We start from the raw sequence: 18,418 nt of genomic DNA, 5'->3' as shown, positions 1-18,418 counted from the left end.
ATTAAATGGATTATTTCGATACAAAACGTCTCGAAATACTGATATGATAGATAATTTATAAATATTGCTAGGCGTAACGTTTAAATGACCTAGTCGCATATAAAGGAAGGGTAACGTATGGACAGCGTTAATCAAGCGGAATTTTGGCAGCAGCGTTATGAGCAGGATAGTATCAACTGGGACATGGGCGAGATATCACCGCCACTTAAAGCTTATATTGATCAGTTGCCTGAGTCTGCTAAGAATCAGGCAATTCTAGTAGCTGGGGCTGGCAATGCCTATGAGGTTGGCTACTTACATGAGCAAGGATTTACCAACGTTACGTTAGTAGATTTTGCCCCTGCACCGATTAAAGCCTTTGCTGAGCGTTATCCAAGCTTTCCACCTGAGCATTTGATATGCGCAGATTTTTTCGATTTATCACCGAGCAATTATCAATTTGACTGGGTACTTGAGCAGACCTTTTTTTGTGCGATAGATCCTATACGCCGTGATGATTATGTAAAGCAAATGGCTGCGCTACTTAAGCCTAAAGGCAGACTGGTTGGGCTGTTATTTGATAAGAATTTTGGGCGCGCCGAGCCCCCGTTTGGTGGCAGTACGAATGAATACCGCCAGCATTTTGCCCCATATTTTGATATTGAGATAATGGAGCCTTGCTATAATTCGCATCCCGCACGCCAAGGTAGTGAGTTGTTTGTTATGATGCATAACCAACGTCAGCATTAAATAGCGAGCAGTTAGTTATGCTATCTACACTAAATCACTAATCAGCAGTTTTGGCATCATTTTCAAGCGCTTTTTTAAACACATCACCGAGTAGATTCACATCATCAACACGAGCGTAATTTAGACGAGTGACAAAAGCAATATGCCGATGCGGCCCTTTCTCTGCCAAGGTTACGGCGACGGCATTTTGGTTTTGTAGATGTAGCTGGTTTAGAGCCATCTCCGGTACCAATGTGGTGCCCATATTAGCCAATGCCATCTGAATTAAAGTATTTAAGCTGGCATCTGAAAAGCTAGACTTCATCTGCTCACGATCGAAATGACAGACCGATAGCGTTTGATCCGTTAGACAGTGACCTTCACCGAGTAGCATCAAATTAGCAGTCGCTAACTCATCGGAATTGATGGTATCGAGCTTGGCATGAACATCATCTTGTGGAAATACTGCAAAGAAGTCTTCATCCCAAAACTCAAAACTATGTAGCCCATCTACCGCATAAGGTAGAGCAATAATGGCAGTGTCAATATGACCGTAACGTACTTGTTCGAGCAAGCGTTCCGTTTGCTGCTCAACAATGGTCATACGAAATTCTGGATAGTGGGTGCGAAGCGCTGGCAGTACTTTTGGCAGTAGGTAAGGGGCAATAGTTGGAATGATACCGACGGTCATCGGGTAGGTAAGCGGTATTTGATGACTTTGAGCGCGGGTGGTCAAATCATTGATCTCAGAAAAGACTCGTTGCGCCCGCGTCAGAATATCTTGTCCAATAGGGGTAATCAATACTTGCTTATTGTTACGCTCAAAAATCTGGGTATCCAGCTGCTTCTCTAACTCTGCTATCCCTAAACTAAGTGCCGATTGTGAGATATTACAGTCTTCCGCAGCACGTTTAAAATGGCGGTGTTTGGCGACGGCTAAGGCAAATTCGAGTTGACGTAAGGTAATCATAAAGGCTCTCTTTTGATTGACTTTTAATTGGTTTCTAATATAATTTTGATAGTTATCAATTTTATGTACTTCTCAACTACTAAGGTAGTTTACGAATAGTGACAGGTTGAAAAACAACCGTTAGAATAGTTTAACAAGTTTAATAAAACAAAACATCACATTAAAATCTTTTAACTGGATTAACCATAGAATTCACGTATAGTTTGTCAGGTGGCCCAGTTAACTAAAGGCTTAATTAAAACGATCAGATAAATAATCACCAATCAATTTAACGATAAAGGAGCCAATCATGGCCGCTATTATTAACCAAGAAATTCCAGAATTCTCAACAGAAGCTTTCGTAAACGGTGAATTCAAAACCATTACTTCAGACGACGTTAAAGGCAGCTGGGCAATCTTCATGTTCTATCCACATGATTTCACGTTTGTATGCCCAACAGAACTTGAAGACATGGCCAATCATTACGAAGAGCTACAAGGCTTAGGCGTTGAAGTATATGCAGTATCAACTGATACTCATTTCGTGCATAAAGCATGGCATGATTCTTCAGAAGCGATTGGCAAAGTAACTTACCCAATGCTTGGCGACGGTACTGGTAAAATAACCCGTGGTTTTAACATCATGATCGAAGAAGACAACGCTGCCCTTCGTGGTACGTTCCTAGTTGATCCAGATGGTCTGATTAAAGTTGCTGAGATTCATGATCTAGGTATTGGTCGTAGTGCAAAAGATATACTTCGTAAAGTAAAAGCAGCACAATATGTACGTGAAAACGACGGCGAAGTGTGCCCAGCAGCTTGGGAAGCCGGTCAAGCGACTCTAAAACCAAGCCTTGACCTTGTTGGTAAAATCTAAGTATTTGCTTAGATAAATAATGATTAATAGGTACAAAGTTTAATATGTCGCAATAAATATATTAAATAATGACTTAAAAAAGACCCCATCAACAATGGTTGATGGGGTCTTTTTATGTCTTGTAGTTTTTAGTATTTATAAAGGTTGCCTACCAAAAACCGCAAAGAACGGACGGTTAGGCGCGAGACTGAATTTTATTTTTATCAATTATTTTACAAATATCGTCTTTAAGCTGGAGCTTCCGCCGCTTCATTTTTTCGATTTCTTCGTCACGACTGGCATGTTTGACCACATCATTTTCAAGCTTATTAATTTGTCGATCAAGTTGAGTGTGTTCATCAAAGATACTTTCGAAATGGACGTCTTTTTGTTTTAACTCAGCGATTATTTCGTTATCTTCTTGCCATTTATCAGTCATTGTCATGTTGTCATCCTTGTTATTTAGCGAAAGCACTCAAACACTAACGCGTTGTGGTTAAGACGGATTATGATTATGAAACTTATTTATTATGAAGCCCTATTGTTATAAGGCTTGCTGTTAGAAGGCTGTTGTTATGAAAATAAAATTTTATTAAGAGGAAATGATATCACTCATCATAAAGATGAGATTATCATTAGGAAAATAAGCGATTAGACTTATGACCTATTCTCGATTGTAGCGAAATAATCGAGCTTATACTACGGTTAATATCTGTACTTAGGTTTAAAATGCAAAACGATTACTGTTGTACGATTGGTTTTATAAAACATAGAATTCGGATTTCTCAGCTTGCTCAAAATGCTGAAACGCCCGATAATAGACGTATTCAAAGTCACACACACCGTTGTTAAAGCACTTTTAAATTTATTAACTGGTACTGACTCTTAATATTTATATAATCAGCCTAAGTCTAAAAACAGTGCTGACGTTACATATTCAATAATAATGAGGAACAATTATGATAGACCAAGGCTTGTTAGATGCAGTTAAAAGCTACAGTGAGAAGATGACTCGCCCTATTACCTTTGTATTAGGCAGCGGTGAACATGATAAGCGTGCCGAACTGATTGATTTCTTAACTAAAATCGCAGACACCACAGATAAAATTAACTTTGATGCGGCAGCCAATGATGACAGCTTACCAAGCCCAATTAGCTTTGCGGTTCGTAGTCATATTGACGGCGCATTAACCGATACGGGTATCGTGTTTAGTGGTATTCCTGGTGGTCATGAATTTACTTCGCTGATTTTGGCGATTTTGCAGGCCGGTGGTCATACCTTAAAACTTGACGAGGGTATTCAAAAACTGGTTAAGCGTTTTAATAAGCCATTACAGTTTCAAACCTATGTGTCATTATCTTGCCATAGCTGCCCAGAAGTGGTGCAAGCGCTAAACCAATTTGCGCTATTAAATGACGGTATCAGCAATGAGATGATTGATGGCGCTCTATTCCAAGAGCAAGTAGATGCCAACAATATCCAAGGCGTACCCGCTGTATTCTTAAATGGTAAACCATTCGCTAATGGTATGATTGATACGGCCAAACTAATTGGAAAATTACAAGAGCAGTTCCCTGATTTGTTAGCAGGTGGCAGTGCAGAAGATGCTGAACAGTTAGAGCAACAAGATGTGACCATTATTGGTGCAGGACCTGCAGGGATTGCTGCAGCTATTTATACTGCTCGTAAAGGCTTAAAAGTGACTATGGTTGCTGACCGTATTGGTGGGCAGGTGAAAGATACTCAAGATATTGAAAACTTAATCTCAGTGCCATTAACTACGGGTACTGAATTGACAACAAATTTCGAAAAGCATATGCACGAATACAATATCACCTTAAAACAGCATGTTAGTGTCAAAGAAATTGGTGAGACTGAAGAAGGAAACTATAGTATCCATTTGAGTACTGGTGAAGTGTTTGAGAGTCGCAGTATTATCCTAGCGACCGGCGCTCAATGGCGTAAACTTGGTGTACCGGGCGAAGAAGAAAACATCGGTAAAGGCGTGGCCTACTGCCCACACTGTGATGGTCCGTTCTTTAAAGGTAAGGACGTGTCAGTCATCGGTGGCGGTAACTCAGGTATTGAGGCGGCAATCGACCTATCCGGTATTGTCAAACATGTCACAGTGTTTGAATTTGCTGACAATCTAAAAGCTGATCAAATATTGATTAATAAAGCCAAAGAAAAAGGTAATATCGATATTATCACCAGTGCAGCGACTAAAGAGATTAAAGCGACTGATGACAAAGTAAGCTCTATCGTTTATGAAGATCGTAATTCGGGCGAGACTAAAGAACTGGACTTGGCAGCAGTATTTATTCAGATTGGCTTAATACCTAATACTAACTTTGTCAAAGGCTTCGTTGATATGAACCGCTTTGGTGAGATTGAGATTGACGAGCGCTGCCATACCGATCGCAAAGGTATCTTCGCTTGTGGTGACGTGACCACTGTGCCTTTTAAGCAGATCAATATTGCTATGGGCGAAGGCTCGAAAGCGGCATTATCAGCGTTTGAGTATTTGGTAATGCAGTAGAGGTTAAGTTAAATGTCTCTAAGCCCATCGGAATTTCTATTTAAAGAAATTCCCTTGCGAGCCTAAAATTGACATGCCTGCTTATGTAAGAAGTTTACACGGCTCTCATGGCGAAGGTAGTAAGGCTGCTTTGAGTGCTTTTGAATACTTGGTTATGCAATAAGCCTAAACCAATTTGACTCATTAAATCGTCTTATCTTTAACAAAAAAACCATCTCATTTTTTGAGGTGGTTTTTTTATATCCCCTATAATCAGTTCTTATTCCTAATTAGAAAAATAATGGGGAGCGTAATAACATACATCAACACGCCATATAAAGCAGCGGGTAGGGCAATGACTGGCAAAGTACTTACTCCCATAATAATAGGAGCTAAGGTAATCGCAGTAGTGCTGTTTTGAACACTGGTCTCTATTGAGATCGTTTTGGTATCAAACCAGCTAAGCTTAAACACTCTAGAAACCAGCATGCTCAAAGCAAATAAGATCATAATGATAAAGACTAGCTCTAGCCCAATTTGGGTGAACTGTGATTGTAGCAACTGCCAGTTAGAAGCAATAGCCGCAAAGACGATCAATACAAAAAAGATACTGGCTAAGCCATTAAGAATACCGCTCCTACGTACCATAAAATCGGTGAACTTATAGCGAGCGAGCATACCGAGGGTAACGGGCAGAGCCGTCAATAAAAACATCACTACGCCGATTTTTACGGCACTAATAGAGCCCGCTTGGTCTTTCATGAAGTGGTTAAAAGCTAGAGTGATCAAGATAGGTAAAGTAATAACCGATAATAGACTAACCACGCCAGTGAGCGCCACATTACCTTTGGCATAATAGGTCAGCATATTACTAGTCACGCCGCCTGGGCAAAAACTAATCAGCATGATACCAAAGGCAATGGCTGGTGGCGGAGCCGTCATCAACACTACTGCTAAGGCAACCAAAGGTACGAAAATGACTTGGTTCACTAAGCCTATAAAAAATGCTTTGGGGTGATTGGCGATAACCTTAAAATCACTGGGTTTTAGCCCTGTCCCTAAGGTAAACATAATGTAGGCAAGTGCTAGAGGAAGTAAAGCTAGCGCATTATTACTCATGAAACATTCCTTGTAAAATTGAAAGTCATATTAGAATGTCTTTTCAAGTAGCTCACATTCCTTGTGGCGATATAATTTTAAATATGATCTAAAATATGATCTCAGATGCTATAAAAACCCACATGTTTATGTGGGTTCAATTGCCTAAGTATCTAATTATTTAAGCATCTAAGTATCAATAGCATATAAGACAGCTAATTTATCAGTCGTCCAACAGGTCCATTTGCTTCGCCGCTTCATAGATACCCGTTGAGCGATTACCAGTTCGGCAAAATATCAATACTGGCTGTTCTGCTTGGTTAAAAAAGTCAGCAAACTCTTCTACGTGAGTTTGGTTTAGCTCATTGCCCGCAAAAGACACTTCTTTATAAGCAAGGCCTGCCTTTTCAGCCGCCGCCGCAATCTCAGCGCTAGTTGGTTGTCCAGCTTCTTCGCCATCGGGACGGTTATTGATGATAGCTTTAAAACCATTTTCGGCAATCATAGGAACTTGGTCAGGGGTAATTTGTCCAGTAATACTGATTTCATGGCTCATAAGAGCTCCTTTTTTAGAGTTATTCATTTAAAGTAAGTGGTATTAACTTGAGGGCTATTAACTTGAGTGTTAGTAACTAACAAACCTATCGTTTGCGTAAAGTAGTTAGCACAATTGATGCTAACTTTGACGATGCCCAAGCCTAGGCCGATTAAGCTTATTTTTAAAGACAGGGAATGTAAGTAGAGCTTTGACTGTCATATTTTTATAGAAAGATGGTTTTATAACAGCCCTTGCATCAAAGCGCTTTGATAAAGTAATTTAGCACGTGCACCCGTACCACAAAACATCAATATAGGTTTGGGTATCGCATGATAATAGAGCGCAAACTGCTCAACGGTGACAAGGCTTAGATGCTCATCATCAAAAGGTAGATGATGATAGGCCAAATTTGCTTGCTTGGTGGCAGTAGCTAGCTCATGGCTGCTGGGTTGAGTATCAGTTTCGTCATCTGGACGTATATTAATCACTGAGCGATAGCCAAGCTCAGCGAGTTTAGAGCATTGTATTGGGTAAATTTGCTTATAAATCGTTAGATTATCAGTCATAAATAATGTCGGTTGCTTTCGTTAGAGAACTTAAAAGGGGACAAGTTGCATTGGTGTTGCATAGGCATTGTCAAATTCGTATTTATCGTGGCATATTTATTATGACATATTTATCATGACAGCCCGTTAACACAACAACAGCCTATCATAACGGTATTTTGTGGCAGACAGCAATAGCCATTGTCTGTTTAGGGCAGCTAACGCTCTTGTAACGCATTGACCGCATCCATAGTACTTAGATAAACCTGTCCTGACAGCTCAGTAATCAGTGGGGTGTATTCTATGATATCCATCACTGGCCCTTTGATAAAACTAAAGTTTAAGTGCTTGTTTTGAATAGCAAGCTCTTGATTCAGCGTACTTAACATTTCTTGTGCGGTCAGATCGATATGGTTGACTGCTGCCATGATGATGATGATTTCACGAGCTTCTGGATATTGTTGCGTGGCTTGTAATACACGGCGATGGACGGACTCGCTATTGCCAAAGAACAAACTCTCATCGATACGTAACATCAATAAATTATGAAAAGTCACCACATCATGACGATTGATATTGCGAAAATGTCCTGTACCTGCCAGTTGTCCAACGATGGCTACGTGTGGCTGACTGGATTGCCAAATTAAACTGGCAAATGACACCATCAAGCCAATAACCAGCCCCGTATTAAGCCCAAATACAAGGACCCCAGCGAACGCTGCTATAAAGCTGGCAGCATCTAAGCGGTCACGCTGCCATGCTGATTTTAAGGTCGCTATATCTATTAGACCAATAATAGAGGCCATAATGGTTGCGCCCAAAATAGCATAGGGTAGCGGAGCAAGCGCATTGCCAAATGCTATCAAGGCGATGACCATTACCAGTACGGTCACTAGACTGGCAAGCGGGGTCTTTGCCCCTGAATCGGCATTAATAGCCGTACGCGAAAATCCACCAGCGACTGTAAAGCTTTGAAATAAGCCACCGGCAAGGTTAGCCAGACCTAATCCTGTCAGTTCACGGTTGGCATCAAAGGTCTCACCGCGTAGGCGGGCATAAGTGCTAGCGACTGAACTGCTTGAGACAAAGATAATCAATGCCATAAGACCAGCGGTAGGTAATAGGTTGAGTGCTTCGTGAAAGTCCGGCACATAAGGCAGCGTTAAGCTTGGTAGCCCTTGCGGAATACTACCGATGGTTGCCACCCCATACGTCGACCAATGCAATATCATACTAAGGACAATCGCGATGCCAAGTAGGATAAGCGGAAATAGCCGTTCTGCCCACTTAGCATATGATGGCGATAACCACGACTGCCATACCCATCTGCTACCGTAGCGGTTCATAGCTAATAGCGCAAAGGCACTCACACCAATGAGTAATGTTGGTAGGTGTAGCTGGCGTACGTACATCTGCATACTTGATAAATAACCGACTAAGCTGTTGCCCGCTATTGGAATATCCGTTAGATATTTAAGCTGACTGACAAAAATTAAGACGGCTGCGCCACTAATAAATCCTGCCGAAACCCCGCGGCTGATAAATTGCATAATCCAGCCGAGTTTTAATCGTCCAGCAATCCATAACAGCGCCCCGACCATCAACGCGAGTAGGCTGGCCATCAACACATACTGCTCGGCGCCTTGATCTGCATAATCAAGTAAGGCGCTGGCAGTCATGATGGCAGTAATGGCAACCGGTCCGACTGCTTGCACATTGCTAGAGCCAAGCCACGCATAAACGATGACAGGCACAATCGCGGCATATAAACCATAAACAGGAGGCAATCCTGCCAATACCGCGTAGCCTAAGCTTTGCGGGATGACTAGCGCGCCTACTACCAGCCCCGCGATCACGTCAGTCGGTAAGGCGGCAAGCTGATAGTGGCGCAGCCAAGCGGGAATCAGACGAGCGGCGATAGAATGCATATCAACTTATCATCGTATTAAAAAGCATCACATTGAACAATAGCGTCATATTAATTATTACTAAAAATTACGGCTAAGCTGTTATTACTCTGTTTTAGCACAAAAGCGTTGATACAGCAGCTGTAATACGGCTAAAGCATCGTCACTAGCAATACTATAATAAATCTGCTTACCTTCTCGGCGGGTAGTTACCAGCTGGTCTTTACGTAAAATGCCCAGCTGCTGCGATAAGCTCGGCTGTCCGACCCCAACTAGGGTTTCGAGCTCACCGACGCAGTATTCACCTTGGGTCAGCTGGCATAACAATATTAATCGATCAGGGTGCGACAGCGATTTTAATAGCTTGCTGGCTTGTAATGATGCCTCTTGCATTTGTTTGGCTAAATCAATCGGTGCAAAATCGGGAGTATTTGAATCTAATTTATCTGTACTGTGACCTACATTGCTATTTGCATTGTTATCGGTGTGATGAGTTGAACGGGTAGAAGTCTTCAGAGTAGGCTCCTTATAAAGGTATAGGGCGGCGACCGTGGTCACGATAGGGGTAGATGTATTGACTACGGTCATTTTAGCATTCAACATAGTAGCGTGCTGTGACAATACATCATTTAAAAATAAATAAAATATTCAAAGATTAATGCAGGGTTAATTATCAATTATTTAACCCATTATATCAAGTTATTGTTATTTACATTATATAAATTGATAAATTATTAGGGTGTTGTTATATTAATAATAGTTAAGAGACATCAGTTAAAAGACAACAGAAGACTAAATACAGATTAGACGCTTTATATAACCGATAGATATAGTTGAAAATTAAGTCACCTATCAAACCAATTATTAGACAGTAGCGAGGCAGCCATGCAAGTACATTCTTTCCTACATAGCGATACAGAGACTTATACTCACGTATTGGCGGACGTAGAGCAGAAATTATGCGCCGTTATCGATCCTGTATTAGATTTTGATCCTAAGTCAGGTAGCACGGGCACGACTGGCGTTGATGAGGTTATTGATTTTGTTCGTAGTCAGAACTGGCAGCTGGTTTATATTATTGAGACCCACGCCCATGCCGACCATTTATCAGGGGCTATCCATCTAAAAGAGACGTTAGGCGGTGAGCTAGTAATGGGGCGACATATCACTGAAGTACAAAAAATATTCAAGCAAATTTATAACTTTGATACTAGCTTTCGTACCGATGCCAGTCAGTTTGATATTTTAACGGACGAGGGTGACACTCTAGCACTTGGTAAGATTACCATTACTGCCATGCATGTGCCCGGGCATACGCCAGCCGATATGGCTTACATCGCCGCTGATGATGAAAAAACAGCGGTCTTCGTGGGCGATACCTTATTTGCCCCTGACGTAGGAACTGCCCGTTGTGATTTTCCAGGTGGGGATGCCAAGACCTTGTATGGCTCAATCAAAAAATTACTGGCGCTTGACGATGATACCGTGATGTATTTATGTCACGACTATCCCAGTCAAGGCCGCAAGTATTGTCCAACCACCACTGTAGCTGCGCAAAAACTAGGCAATATTCATGTCAAAGATGGCATCAACGAAGCTGAGTTTGTAGAGATGCGTGAGCGCCGTGATGCTACGCTTGAGATGCCTCGGCTCATTATTCCCGCGGTACAAGTCAACATTGATGCCGGTCATCTTCCTGAGCCTGAAGACAATGGTACTCGTTATTTAAAAGTACCCATTAACGTCCTTGGACAATAAGTAAGCAAAGCACGATCACTACTTTTAAGAATGTTGGTCTATGTTGTAAAGACATGACTGACTTATCTATTTACCCTATTCGCATTAAGCGATTGAGATTAAGGAATCAGTTATGAAAATTAATGTCGGAAACACTGAAAGATTACTACGTATTATCGCCGGTATAATCATTATTGGAGTGGGTGTTTATTATGAAAGCTGGTGGGGCGTGGTCGGTCTGATTCCTTTATTGACGGGACTATTCCGTTTTTGCCCACTTTATGCGATGTTAGGTATGAACACCTGTAAACGCTAAGTAGCTGGTAATAGTATTAGTTAATAAAAAAGACCATTACTGAGCGACATAAGTAATGTGAAAATACTGACTTTGATAAGTAATGCTAATAGGAAGTTAGTAGCACGTTGCTATAAATGACTCTTTTTTATTTTGAATCGACTATAGCAGTCCTAATATGAGGGAAGAGAAGCTACAAAGGTATCATAAAGCTACAAAGCTATTACGTGGTATGCTCGTATTGCCAAGCAACCAATCGCGTGCCAGTTAAAAGTCTAAGTGCAGCGTCCAATTACGATAAATGGAGAAAGCAATGAATCCATACGAGCGCTATGTATTGCCAAAAATGATCGATATTGCCTGTGGCATGGGTAATGTGATGAAGGCACGATCCAAAATCGTACCTCAGGCGACAGGAGAGGTACTAGAAATTGGAATCGGCAGTGGTCTCAATTTGCAGTTTTACGACCCAAAAAAGGTGTCTTCTGTTGTTGGTGTTGACCCAGCCGCCCAGATGCAGGCCCTCGGACGCAGGCGAGCGGACGCTATCAGTATCCCCGTTGAGATAGTGGCCGTTGATGTGCATGGTATTGATGCTGAGACAGATCGCTTCGACACCATTGTCATGACTTTTACCCTATGCAGCATCAACGACCCTATATCGGCACTTCAAGAAATGAAACGTGTGCTCAAGCCTAGAGGTCGGCTGTTATTCTGTGAACACGGCTTAGCACCGGACCCCTCGGTCGAGCGTTGGCAACATCGATTAACACCTTTGTGGAAACCTATGGCGGGTGGCTGTTATCTGAACCGTGACATTCCAGCGCTTATCGAAGAAGGTGGTTTCATCGTCGAAGAGCTGAGCACAGAGTATTTGCCCGGGCCACGGCCGATGACTTATGTATACAGTGGTTGGGCGCAGCAAGCAGTCTAGACACGGAAGCCACTCTCCGGCTCTTTCGCCAAACATTCGGTAAAGGGCGAACGACTGCGCGGATTGAGCAACAGGAAGTTAATAGCAAACATTACTATCTATTAGGTAAATCTATTAAGCAAGATTATCTATCAAGCAAACCTATCAAAAAAACAAGACTGTCATCGTTAGTATAGGAGTCATAATATGAGTGAAGAGAAGCTACCAGGGTGTCATGTGGTATGTCCACATTGCCAAGCGACCAATCATGTGCCAGCTACTCGTTTAAGTGCGTCACCCAATTGCGGTAAATGTGGTAAGCCGTTATTAACCGGCAGTCCTCATGAGCTAAATGCGCAAACAGTCAGTAAAGTCATTCAAAAAAATGATGTGTTAACCATCGTAGATTTTTGGGCGAGCTGGTGTCAGCCTTGTCTAATGATGGCACCGGAATTTAAAACCGCGGCCAGTCAATTGCCGCAAGTGATATTTGCTAAGATACAGACTGATAAGTATGAGCAAGCCGCTGCGCCTTATAATATCCGTAGTCTACCGACGATGGTAGCCTTTAGAAATGGCAAGGAAGTTGCACGTCAGTCGGGCGCGCTACCAAGCAACCAAATTGCACAGTGGGTGCAAAGCTTGCAATAGCAGTCTTTGTTAACCTAAGTATTTTTTGAGCCAAAGTAAACTACCTAAAGTGAGTCATAAAAAAAGCCAATACGTTTATCGCGTATTGGCTTTTTTAAACTGAAATTTTATGGAATAAAATATGTTCTATTTAACATTACTCACCGTAAATTTTAATGCCATTGGCAAAGCTACAGCGCTGGATACGTGCTGATTGAATAATCGCATCACGTTCACCGTAAAGCCGTGACAGCTTAGCATCACGACTTTTGGTATCGTTGCTTTTGCCTACGCCAAAGCTAATATTCGGGGAGATGCCCCAACGGCCTGCAGATACGCCCACACCCACACCTGAGGTGGACAAAGTCGACTGCTCATTACGAGTGGCGTCAACGTAGCGATTTACTCGCACGTATTCTTGGCTCAGTGCTTGGCAATCATAGTTTTGATAAGTACTTGGTGGCACGTATTGCGGTGTTAAACTACCTGTAGAGGCGCAACCTGAGAGACCAAATACGCCGGCCGCTGCCAATAACGTTGCTGTAGTAAGAGTTTTCATAATGACTCCGTGAGGCTAAGGTATTTCTCTATTGAAAAACACTTATTGAAAAACAAGGTGCTTTCTCAGTTGAAAAAGGCGTGATATCTACTTGAAAAGATAGTGTGTTTATTTAAGATAGCAAAAATAAACCAATCACGGTAATAAAACGCCATTTAAGCGACAAAAACGATGCTAAAGAGTTACTAAATATCAACACGGCCTAGTTTTGGAATAGAGGTTAGAATAAGTTATCGGGCTTCACAAACGCCAAGATTAAGATACCAACATAAGCGACCGCAGCGATGATAAGGCCAACCTTACTTTCTTCTCGAGTGGCATTGGGACTAAACGCTTTAATGCTAGCGCTAATGGCAGCAATAAGTAATATAATCTTAGCAAACACCCACTGTACTGGTGCATTGGCACCCATCAGTTGCACTAACATCCAAGCACCTGAGAAAATGAGCCATGCATAGACGACATGAGTAGAGATTTTTACCACACGCGGTGCGCGTTTATTAGTGCTTAAGACCAAATAGCTTTGGTATAAAAACAACACAATTACTAGTGCTGCCATCAACATGTGTAAGTGTTTCATGAAATGACGTTCCTTTTACCGTTTACTGTTGTAGTCCGTAGACTAGAATATGGTGTTGAGTATACGCAGAAAAAGAAATAATTGCTGGCTGGATAGGACTTTATAAGTGTAAACATAAGTACAGAGGTCTATCTGAACTATAGTAAATTGCTCATTAATTTCAGATAGTTTCAACCTGCATTTTGACCCGCACATAATGGACTATCAGGACTCTGTCCTTGTCCTTGCCATTCTTGCGGAGCGTAGGCGTGGATTGCCAAGGCATGCACATTGCCGCCTTGTGAGGTTAGTAGTGCGGTTACCAACTCATAAATCATCTGATGGCGTCCCACCAAGCGCTTACTGGTAAAAGCGTCACTGACGATAGTAAGCTTAAAATGGCTTTCCTTACCTTCAAAATAGCCGGCATGATTCATTGATTCATTGACTAAGGTAAGATGTTGCGGCTGCAAAGCTTGTAGGGCTTCTTTAAGAGCAACAGCAGTCGGAGTAGAATGAGAAGTGGCGTTAGAATGGCTCATGGCGATCCTTATGGGGTAATAACTAGGAAAATAGTTAGGATGATAGCTAATAGTAAACAAAGAAGTTGTTGGCACCATTGTAGCAGACGTGAACTGACATAGAGAAAACGCTGCGACACCCATCAAATGCGTGTAAACCAAACAGGGGTTATCGGATTAAAGATTATAGGATTAAAGAATATAAAAAAGCAGAGCGCAACTGATGGGTTGCACTCTGCTTTTTATGGTCTACAGGGCAGCTCTTAACGGCGTGATCTTTGATACAGCGGCATCACTTTGGGCATCAACGATTGCAACTGGGCAATACGGTTGCTACTGGTTGGGTGAGTGCTTAAGAATTGGGGTGGCTCACCTTGGCTGGCACGTTGCATTTTCTGCCATAAGGTAATGGCGGCTTGTGGATTATAGCCAGCACGCGCCATCAGTTCTAGACCCATTTGATCCGCTTCGCTTTCTTGGGTACGGCTGTGTGGACGGCTAATCCCAAAGTCACCCGCCAAGTTTGCAAGATCTGCCTGACCTTGTGATAGACCAAAGACGCTAGCTGCAACACCGATACCAGTTTGGGTGGCATACTGACGTGAGAGACGTTCGCGCGAGTGTTCGCGCAGCGCGTGTGACATCTCATGACCCATAATAGCGGCGATCTCATCATCCGTTAAGTTTAGACGGTCAACGATGCCACTATAAAACATTATTTTGCCACCGGGCATGACAAAAGCATTCAGCTCTTTTGAGTTAATAGTATGTACTTCCCATTTCCATTTTGCGGCATCGGGACGATAAACACCGACTTGACCTACCAAACGATTTGCAACATTCTTGAGACGGTTCAGCTGAGCGCTATTAGTGTCAAGAACACCACTCGCACGCGCTTGTTGGATATTTTTATTGTAGCTCTGCGCAGACATCTCTAAGACTTGCTCGCTAGAGACTAGTAGCAGCTGTTGGCGATCAACCCCGATCGCACCACTATTAGTAGTACTGGTACAACCGGTAAGGCTTAGCACCGATAGCGATGCCGCCATAACCGTAGTAGTAAGCAATTTTTTCATAACAAAAATCCTCGCTGTAAAAGTAAAATTGAACAAAAAAATAATGGTTTAGATAAAGCAAAAGCTATCGATAAAAAAGATAAGACATGATTAAAATTCTATTAATTATCTATTGATCGACTGCCGATTCCTATCATTTTCTATAATAAGGGGTCACTTAGATAATAGTCACTTAAATAATCTCAAGCTGTAGAAAGCTGTTATTAGTGACTTGTCTTTAATCAGGATTGTATAAGGCTCAAAATAGATTATTAGTATAATAAGGATAGTCACATAAAACCAGTGCAACAAAAGTAACAATACTACGCATCATTGTAAGTGAGCTTGTGAAGAGTAAGGTCTACGTAACTCTCATATTAACTATTATACTAATAATTTAGGTAAAATAAGTAGAGGTGTTAAATAGTTTGATAAATTTAGAGCTCTATATTTTTATGATTCAAATTTCACGATTCAAAAAGAGCGGTTGAATAGCGCCTAAGTGGTTTTAAGAGTTATAGCATCAATAAAATAAGGTTAACCTATATTCTATAGGTACGAAACAGTCGGATAAGTACAAAAGAATCCAAAGGGTAAATAATAGTAAAATTGGTCATATAATCAAAGTCATGCATTAAATAATAGGTTAAAAAAATTCTTAATCTAGAGACGATTCTGATAAAGATTAAAAAAAGAGGTTGACAGCAGCAGCAGAATTGCTAAAATAGCCAGCCTATCGAGCGAGACGACGTTGTTGTTCAATATTACTATTTATTATTAATAGTATCTTAATGGCAGCACAGTACGACTTGATTAAGCGGGAATAGCTCAGTGGTAGAGCATAACCTTGCCAAGGTTGGGGTCGAGAGTTCGAATCTCTTTTCCCGCTCCAAATATGGCTTGCAAAAGCACTAAAGCCTCACTTCATTGTGAGGCTTTTTTTATGTCTAATTTTCAAAGGTTACAGCTGTTTTTTGCATTAAGCGATCACTCTTATTGTCAAAATTATCTAATATATAAAAAATATAGAAAACAGCAATGTGACCATTTTGTGCCCAAGTTCTAAAGCTCCAACTGTATAAGTAACTTCAACCTAACTATTTCACCTACGATAAAAGGTTACGCTAAGATCCATTTGCTAAACGCTAATTTTGAGCTCTTTGAGATGGGTGATGAAAGTAGTATCCAAGCTATAATGATAAGCGCATGCACAGGGCGATTAGTTGTGTATCTCCTTTTGAGTTTGGATCGATGCATTATAAAAAAATTGGTGGTGTTTCAAAAAGTATGCTGGCATTAGACGAAGCCATAGTTGATATAAAAGAACACCATATTGAACGTCTTAAAATGATTATCAAGCTTCTTAGAAAAAGCACAGGTCTTTCTAAAAGCGCGTTTCAATCGGTGTCTTAAACGGCAGTTATTGCCTTCTATACCAACGGTATGCCTTTTACCAATCTGCTTAAGGTCTGCTTTAAAGGCAGTTTTAAAGCTATCCCAGTTATCCATACTGATTGAGCCATAGCTCACTTTAAGTTTCTTAAGACGAGCTCGAAGCTTTTTAGCCGTGGCTAAATCACGCTTGCCCCAAACATGGGCGACAATCTCATTGGTATCACGGTCATAAGCATAGATTAACCATACTTTACGTTTCTTGCGACCCACGTATGTCCAGAACTCATCAACCTCTAAACGCTCGTAGTAATGCTTCTTTGACCCCACTCTCAACTTCGAAAGGTATTGAAAAAAGAAGAGCACCTCATTAATCTATTGTTTTCGACCAAGAATACAACGGAGTCATGAGATGCCCATAGAAGAATTTATCATCAATATCTATTTAATGGTAGAGCATAACTACAAAACAATCGTCACCGAACCATTAAGAACGGGTGGTTACTCACCTAAACTCAGTGATCCTGAGATTATTTGTATGGAAGTGGTGGGTGAGTTTTTAAATAGGGACCAAGACAAACAGATTTGGCAATATTTTAAGCAGCATTGGCAAGCATGGTTTCCAGCGATAGGCTCATACCCTAACTTTGCTAAGCACTGCGCCAATCTATGGCAAGTCAAACAACGGATACACGATAAAGTCAGTGATATAGAAGGCCGTGACAACATTCATCTCATTGATGGCTTTCCCATACCTGTCTGTCATTATGGGCGAGCTTATCGGCATAAGAATTATCAAGACCATGCCGCTTTCAGTTACTGTGCCGCCAAGCAAGAAAAGTATTATGGCTTTGAGGGTCATCTGCTGATTAACTTATCGGGCATGATTAAAGGTTTTACTATCGCTCCTGCCAATGTTGATGAAAGAGACGTTGCACCTGATATCACTGATAACATTCATGGTCTGCTTGGCGCTGATAAAGGGTATATCAGCCCTAAGCTCAATGACTACTATCACTCTCAAGGGATAGATCTACAAACACCATTGAGACGTAATATGAAAGATGACAGACCCAAACCCCTACTAAGACGGTTAATGAAAGTCCGCCGTACGGTTGAAACCGTGATTGGTCAGTTGTCAGAACGATTTAATATGCAAAAGGTACGGGCTAAAGACTTATGGCATCTATCTCATCGATTTATTCGTAAGATTCTGTCGCATAATCTGTGCTTTGTGCTCAATAAACAACTTGGAAACCCACCACTTCAGTTTGAGCTGCTTGTTTCAAGTTGAGAGTGGGGTTTCTTTGGTAGAATCTTATGGGTTGATGAGCCTATGGTGCTTAGGATCTTACCAATACTGACAGAGGTGATAGTGGCGATGTCTCTAACACCGCAGCCACGTACAATCATCAGTCGTATCTTATGCTCTATTTTAGAGTGGCAGCCTTGATAAGTAATGGCATGGTCGCCAATGAATTGACGTTTACAGTCTTTGCATTGGTAGTTTTGCTTGCCATAGCTTTTTATACCGTTTTTCTTTAAACTGGTGCTGTGACAGTCGGGGCAATTGATATTTATTTGTGTCTTCATAACCTCAAATATAACATCTTGCTCCGGCTGTCACCCTTCCTCAA

Annotated in this window: 19 protein-coding genes, 1 tRNA gene and 2 pseudogenes; 9 read left to right on the top strand and 13 right to left on the bottom strand. The window is 41.5% G+C overall.

The annotated features are described in order from the left end of the window. Positions 1 to 117 precede the first annotated feature (117 nt). Entirely contained in the window at positions 118 to 729 is a 612-nt protein-coding gene (locus tag U1P77_RS08960; RefSeq protein ID WP_321154681.1) for a methyltransferase domain-containing protein, read from the top strand. 37 nt (positions 730 to 766) lie between these two features. Here U1P77_RS08960 and U1P77_RS08955 read toward each other — a convergent pair whose 3' ends face one another. After that, positions 767 to 1,678 carry a hydrogen peroxide-inducible genes activator gene (locus U1P77_RS08955; protein ID WP_321154680.1) on the bottom strand — a complete coding sequence of 304 codons (912 nt, stop codon included), beginning with the start codon at positions 1,676 to 1,678 and terminating at the stop codon, positions 767 to 769. Positions 1,679 to 1,967: 289 nt separating this feature from the next. Here U1P77_RS08955 and ahpC point away from each other — a divergent pair, with 289 nt between their 5' ends. Further along, complete coding sequence (ahpC, locus tag U1P77_RS08950; RefSeq protein WP_321154679.1) at positions 1,968 to 2,534, top strand: alkyl hydroperoxide reductase subunit C; 567 nt, start codon at positions 1,968 to 1,970, stop codon at positions 2,532 to 2,534. A 175-nt stretch (positions 2,535 to 2,709) separates the two neighbouring features. Here the strand turns inward: ahpC and U1P77_RS08945 are convergent, their stop codons facing one another. Further along, entirely contained in the window at positions 2,710 to 2,958 is a 249-nt protein-coding gene (locus tag U1P77_RS08945) for an HP1242/YdcH family protein (RefSeq protein ID WP_321154678.1), read from the bottom strand. Between the two features lie 514 nt (positions 2,959 to 3,472). Between U1P77_RS08945 and ahpF the strand changes: the two genes are divergently transcribed. Continuing rightward, the gene (gene ahpF / locus U1P77_RS08940; RefSeq protein WP_321154677.1) at positions 3,473 to 5,053 is read left to right on the top strand and encodes an alkyl hydroperoxide reductase subunit F; all 1,581 of its coding nucleotides are present in this window, start codon (positions 3,473 to 3,475) and stop codon (positions 5,051 to 5,053) included. A gap of 252 nt (positions 5,054 to 5,305) precedes the next feature. On the opposite strand, the gene U1P77_RS08935 is transcribed toward ahpF, so the two are convergent. The 5 genes from U1P77_RS08935 to U1P77_RS08915 all read right to left on the bottom strand — a co-directional run bounded on the left by U1P77_RS08935 (position 5,306) and on the right by U1P77_RS08915 (position 9,723). Next, a complete protein-coding gene (locus U1P77_RS08935) occupies positions 5,306 to 6,151 on the bottom strand; it encodes a bile acid:sodium symporter family protein (protein ID WP_321154676.1) in 846 nt (281 codons plus the stop codon). 202 nt (positions 6,152 to 6,353) lie between these two features. Then, positions 6,354 to 6,686 carry a protein tyrosine phosphatase family protein gene (locus tag U1P77_RS08930; protein ID WP_321154675.1) on the bottom strand — a complete coding sequence of 111 codons (333 nt, stop codon included), beginning with the start codon at positions 6,684 to 6,686 and terminating at the stop codon, positions 6,354 to 6,356. Between the two features lie 221 nt (positions 6,687 to 6,907). After that, complete coding sequence (locus U1P77_RS08925) at positions 6,908 to 7,234, bottom strand: protein tyrosine phosphatase family protein (RefSeq protein WP_321154674.1); 327 nt, start codon at positions 7,232 to 7,234, stop codon at positions 6,908 to 6,910. A gap of 197 nt (positions 7,235 to 7,431) precedes the next feature. Further along, the gene (locus tag U1P77_RS08920) at positions 7,432 to 9,141 is read right to left on the bottom strand and encodes a SulP family inorganic anion transporter (protein ID WP_321154673.1); all 1,710 of its coding nucleotides are present in this window, start codon (positions 9,139 to 9,141) and stop codon (positions 7,432 to 7,434) included. Between the two features lie 84 nt (positions 9,142 to 9,225). Continuing rightward, a complete protein-coding gene (locus U1P77_RS08915) occupies positions 9,226 to 9,723 on the bottom strand; it encodes an ArsR/SmtB family transcription factor (protein ID WP_321154672.1) in 498 nt (165 codons plus the stop codon). A gap of 282 nt (positions 9,724 to 10,005) precedes the next feature. On the opposite strand from U1P77_RS08915, the gene U1P77_RS08910 reads away from it, so the two are divergent. The 4 genes from U1P77_RS08910 to trxC all read left to right on the top strand — a co-directional run bounded on the left by U1P77_RS08910 (position 10,006) and on the right by trxC (position 12,716). Further along, the gene (locus U1P77_RS08910; protein ID WP_321154671.1) at positions 10,006 to 10,878 is read left to right on the top strand and encodes an MBL fold metallo-hydrolase; all 873 of its coding nucleotides are present in this window, start codon (positions 10,006 to 10,008) and stop codon (positions 10,876 to 10,878) included. Positions 10,879 to 10,990: 112 nt separating this feature from the next. Continuing rightward, on the top strand, positions 10,991 to 11,173 hold the full coding sequence (locus U1P77_RS08905) for a YgaP family membrane protein (RefSeq protein WP_321154670.1): 183 nt from the start codon (positions 10,991 to 10,993) through the stop codon (positions 11,171 to 11,173). Between the two features lie 292 nt (positions 11,174 to 11,465). Continuing rightward, positions 11,466 to 12,086, top strand: coding sequence for a class I SAM-dependent methyltransferase (locus U1P77_RS08900; RefSeq protein WP_321154669.1), 621 nt, complete (start codon positions 11,466 to 11,468; stop codon positions 12,084 to 12,086). A gap of 186 nt (positions 12,087 to 12,272) precedes the next feature. Further along, entirely contained in the window at positions 12,273 to 12,716 is a 444-nt protein-coding gene (trxC, locus tag U1P77_RS08895) for a thioredoxin TrxC (RefSeq protein WP_321154668.1), read from the top strand. A gap of 136 nt (positions 12,717 to 12,852) precedes the next feature. Here trxC and U1P77_RS08890 read toward each other — a convergent pair whose 3' ends face one another. The 4 genes from U1P77_RS08890 to U1P77_RS08875 all read right to left on the bottom strand — a co-directional run bounded on the left by U1P77_RS08890 (position 12,853) and on the right by U1P77_RS08875 (position 15,410). Next, positions 12,853 to 13,254 carry a hypothetical protein gene (locus tag U1P77_RS08890; protein ID WP_321154667.1) on the bottom strand — a complete coding sequence of 134 codons (402 nt, stop codon included), beginning with the start codon at positions 13,252 to 13,254 and terminating at the stop codon, positions 12,853 to 12,855. Between the two features lie 220 nt (positions 13,255 to 13,474). Then, positions 13,475 to 13,834 (bottom strand): SirB2 family protein, encoded by a 360-nt coding sequence (locus U1P77_RS08885; protein ID WP_201556440.1) that lies wholly within the window; start codon positions 13,832 to 13,834, stop codon positions 13,475 to 13,477. A gap of 170 nt (positions 13,835 to 14,004) precedes the next feature. Then, positions 14,005 to 14,355: a BolA family protein gene (locus U1P77_RS08880; RefSeq protein ID WP_321154666.1), complete on the bottom strand. Its 351-nt coding sequence runs from the start codon at positions 14,353 to 14,355 to the stop codon at positions 14,005 to 14,007. Positions 14,356 to 14,597: 242 nt separating this feature from the next. Continuing rightward, positions 14,598 to 15,410 carry a M48 family metallopeptidase gene (locus U1P77_RS08875; protein WP_321154665.1) on the bottom strand — a complete coding sequence of 271 codons (813 nt, stop codon included), beginning with the start codon at positions 15,408 to 15,410 and terminating at the stop codon, positions 14,598 to 14,600. A gap of 796 nt (positions 15,411 to 16,206) precedes the next feature. On the opposite strand from U1P77_RS08875, the gene U1P77_RS08870 reads away from it, so the two are divergent. Further along, positions 16,207 to 16,281 (top strand) — tRNA-Gly (locus U1P77_RS08870). A gap of 404 nt (positions 16,282 to 16,685) precedes the next feature. Here U1P77_RS08870 and U1P77_RS08865 read toward each other — a convergent pair. Further along, positions 16,686 to 17,123: pseudogene (locus tag U1P77_RS08865) on the bottom strand (IS1 family transposase); the annotation flags it as partial. A gap of 70 nt (positions 17,124 to 17,193) precedes the next feature. Between U1P77_RS08865 and U1P77_RS08860 the strand changes: the two are divergent. Beyond that, complete coding sequence (locus U1P77_RS08860) at positions 17,194 to 18,075, top strand: IS982 family transposase (protein ID WP_321154664.1); 882 nt, start codon at positions 17,194 to 17,196, stop codon at positions 18,073 to 18,075. Between the two features lie 2 nt (positions 18,076 to 18,077). Here U1P77_RS08860 and U1P77_RS08855 read toward each other — a convergent pair. Beyond that, positions 18,078 to 18,374, bottom strand: a pseudogene (locus U1P77_RS08855) (IS1 family transposase); the annotation flags it as partial. Positions 18,375 to 18,418 lie beyond the last annotated feature (44 nt).

The organism is Psychrobacter sp. LV10R520-6, from assembly GCF_900182925.1.
Taxonomy (GTDB): Bacteria; Pseudomonadota; Gammaproteobacteria; order Pseudomonadales; family Moraxellaceae; genus Psychrobacter.
Note: the sequence above shows the minus strand (reverse complement) of the source record. Positions and strands in the feature narration are given on the sequence as shown.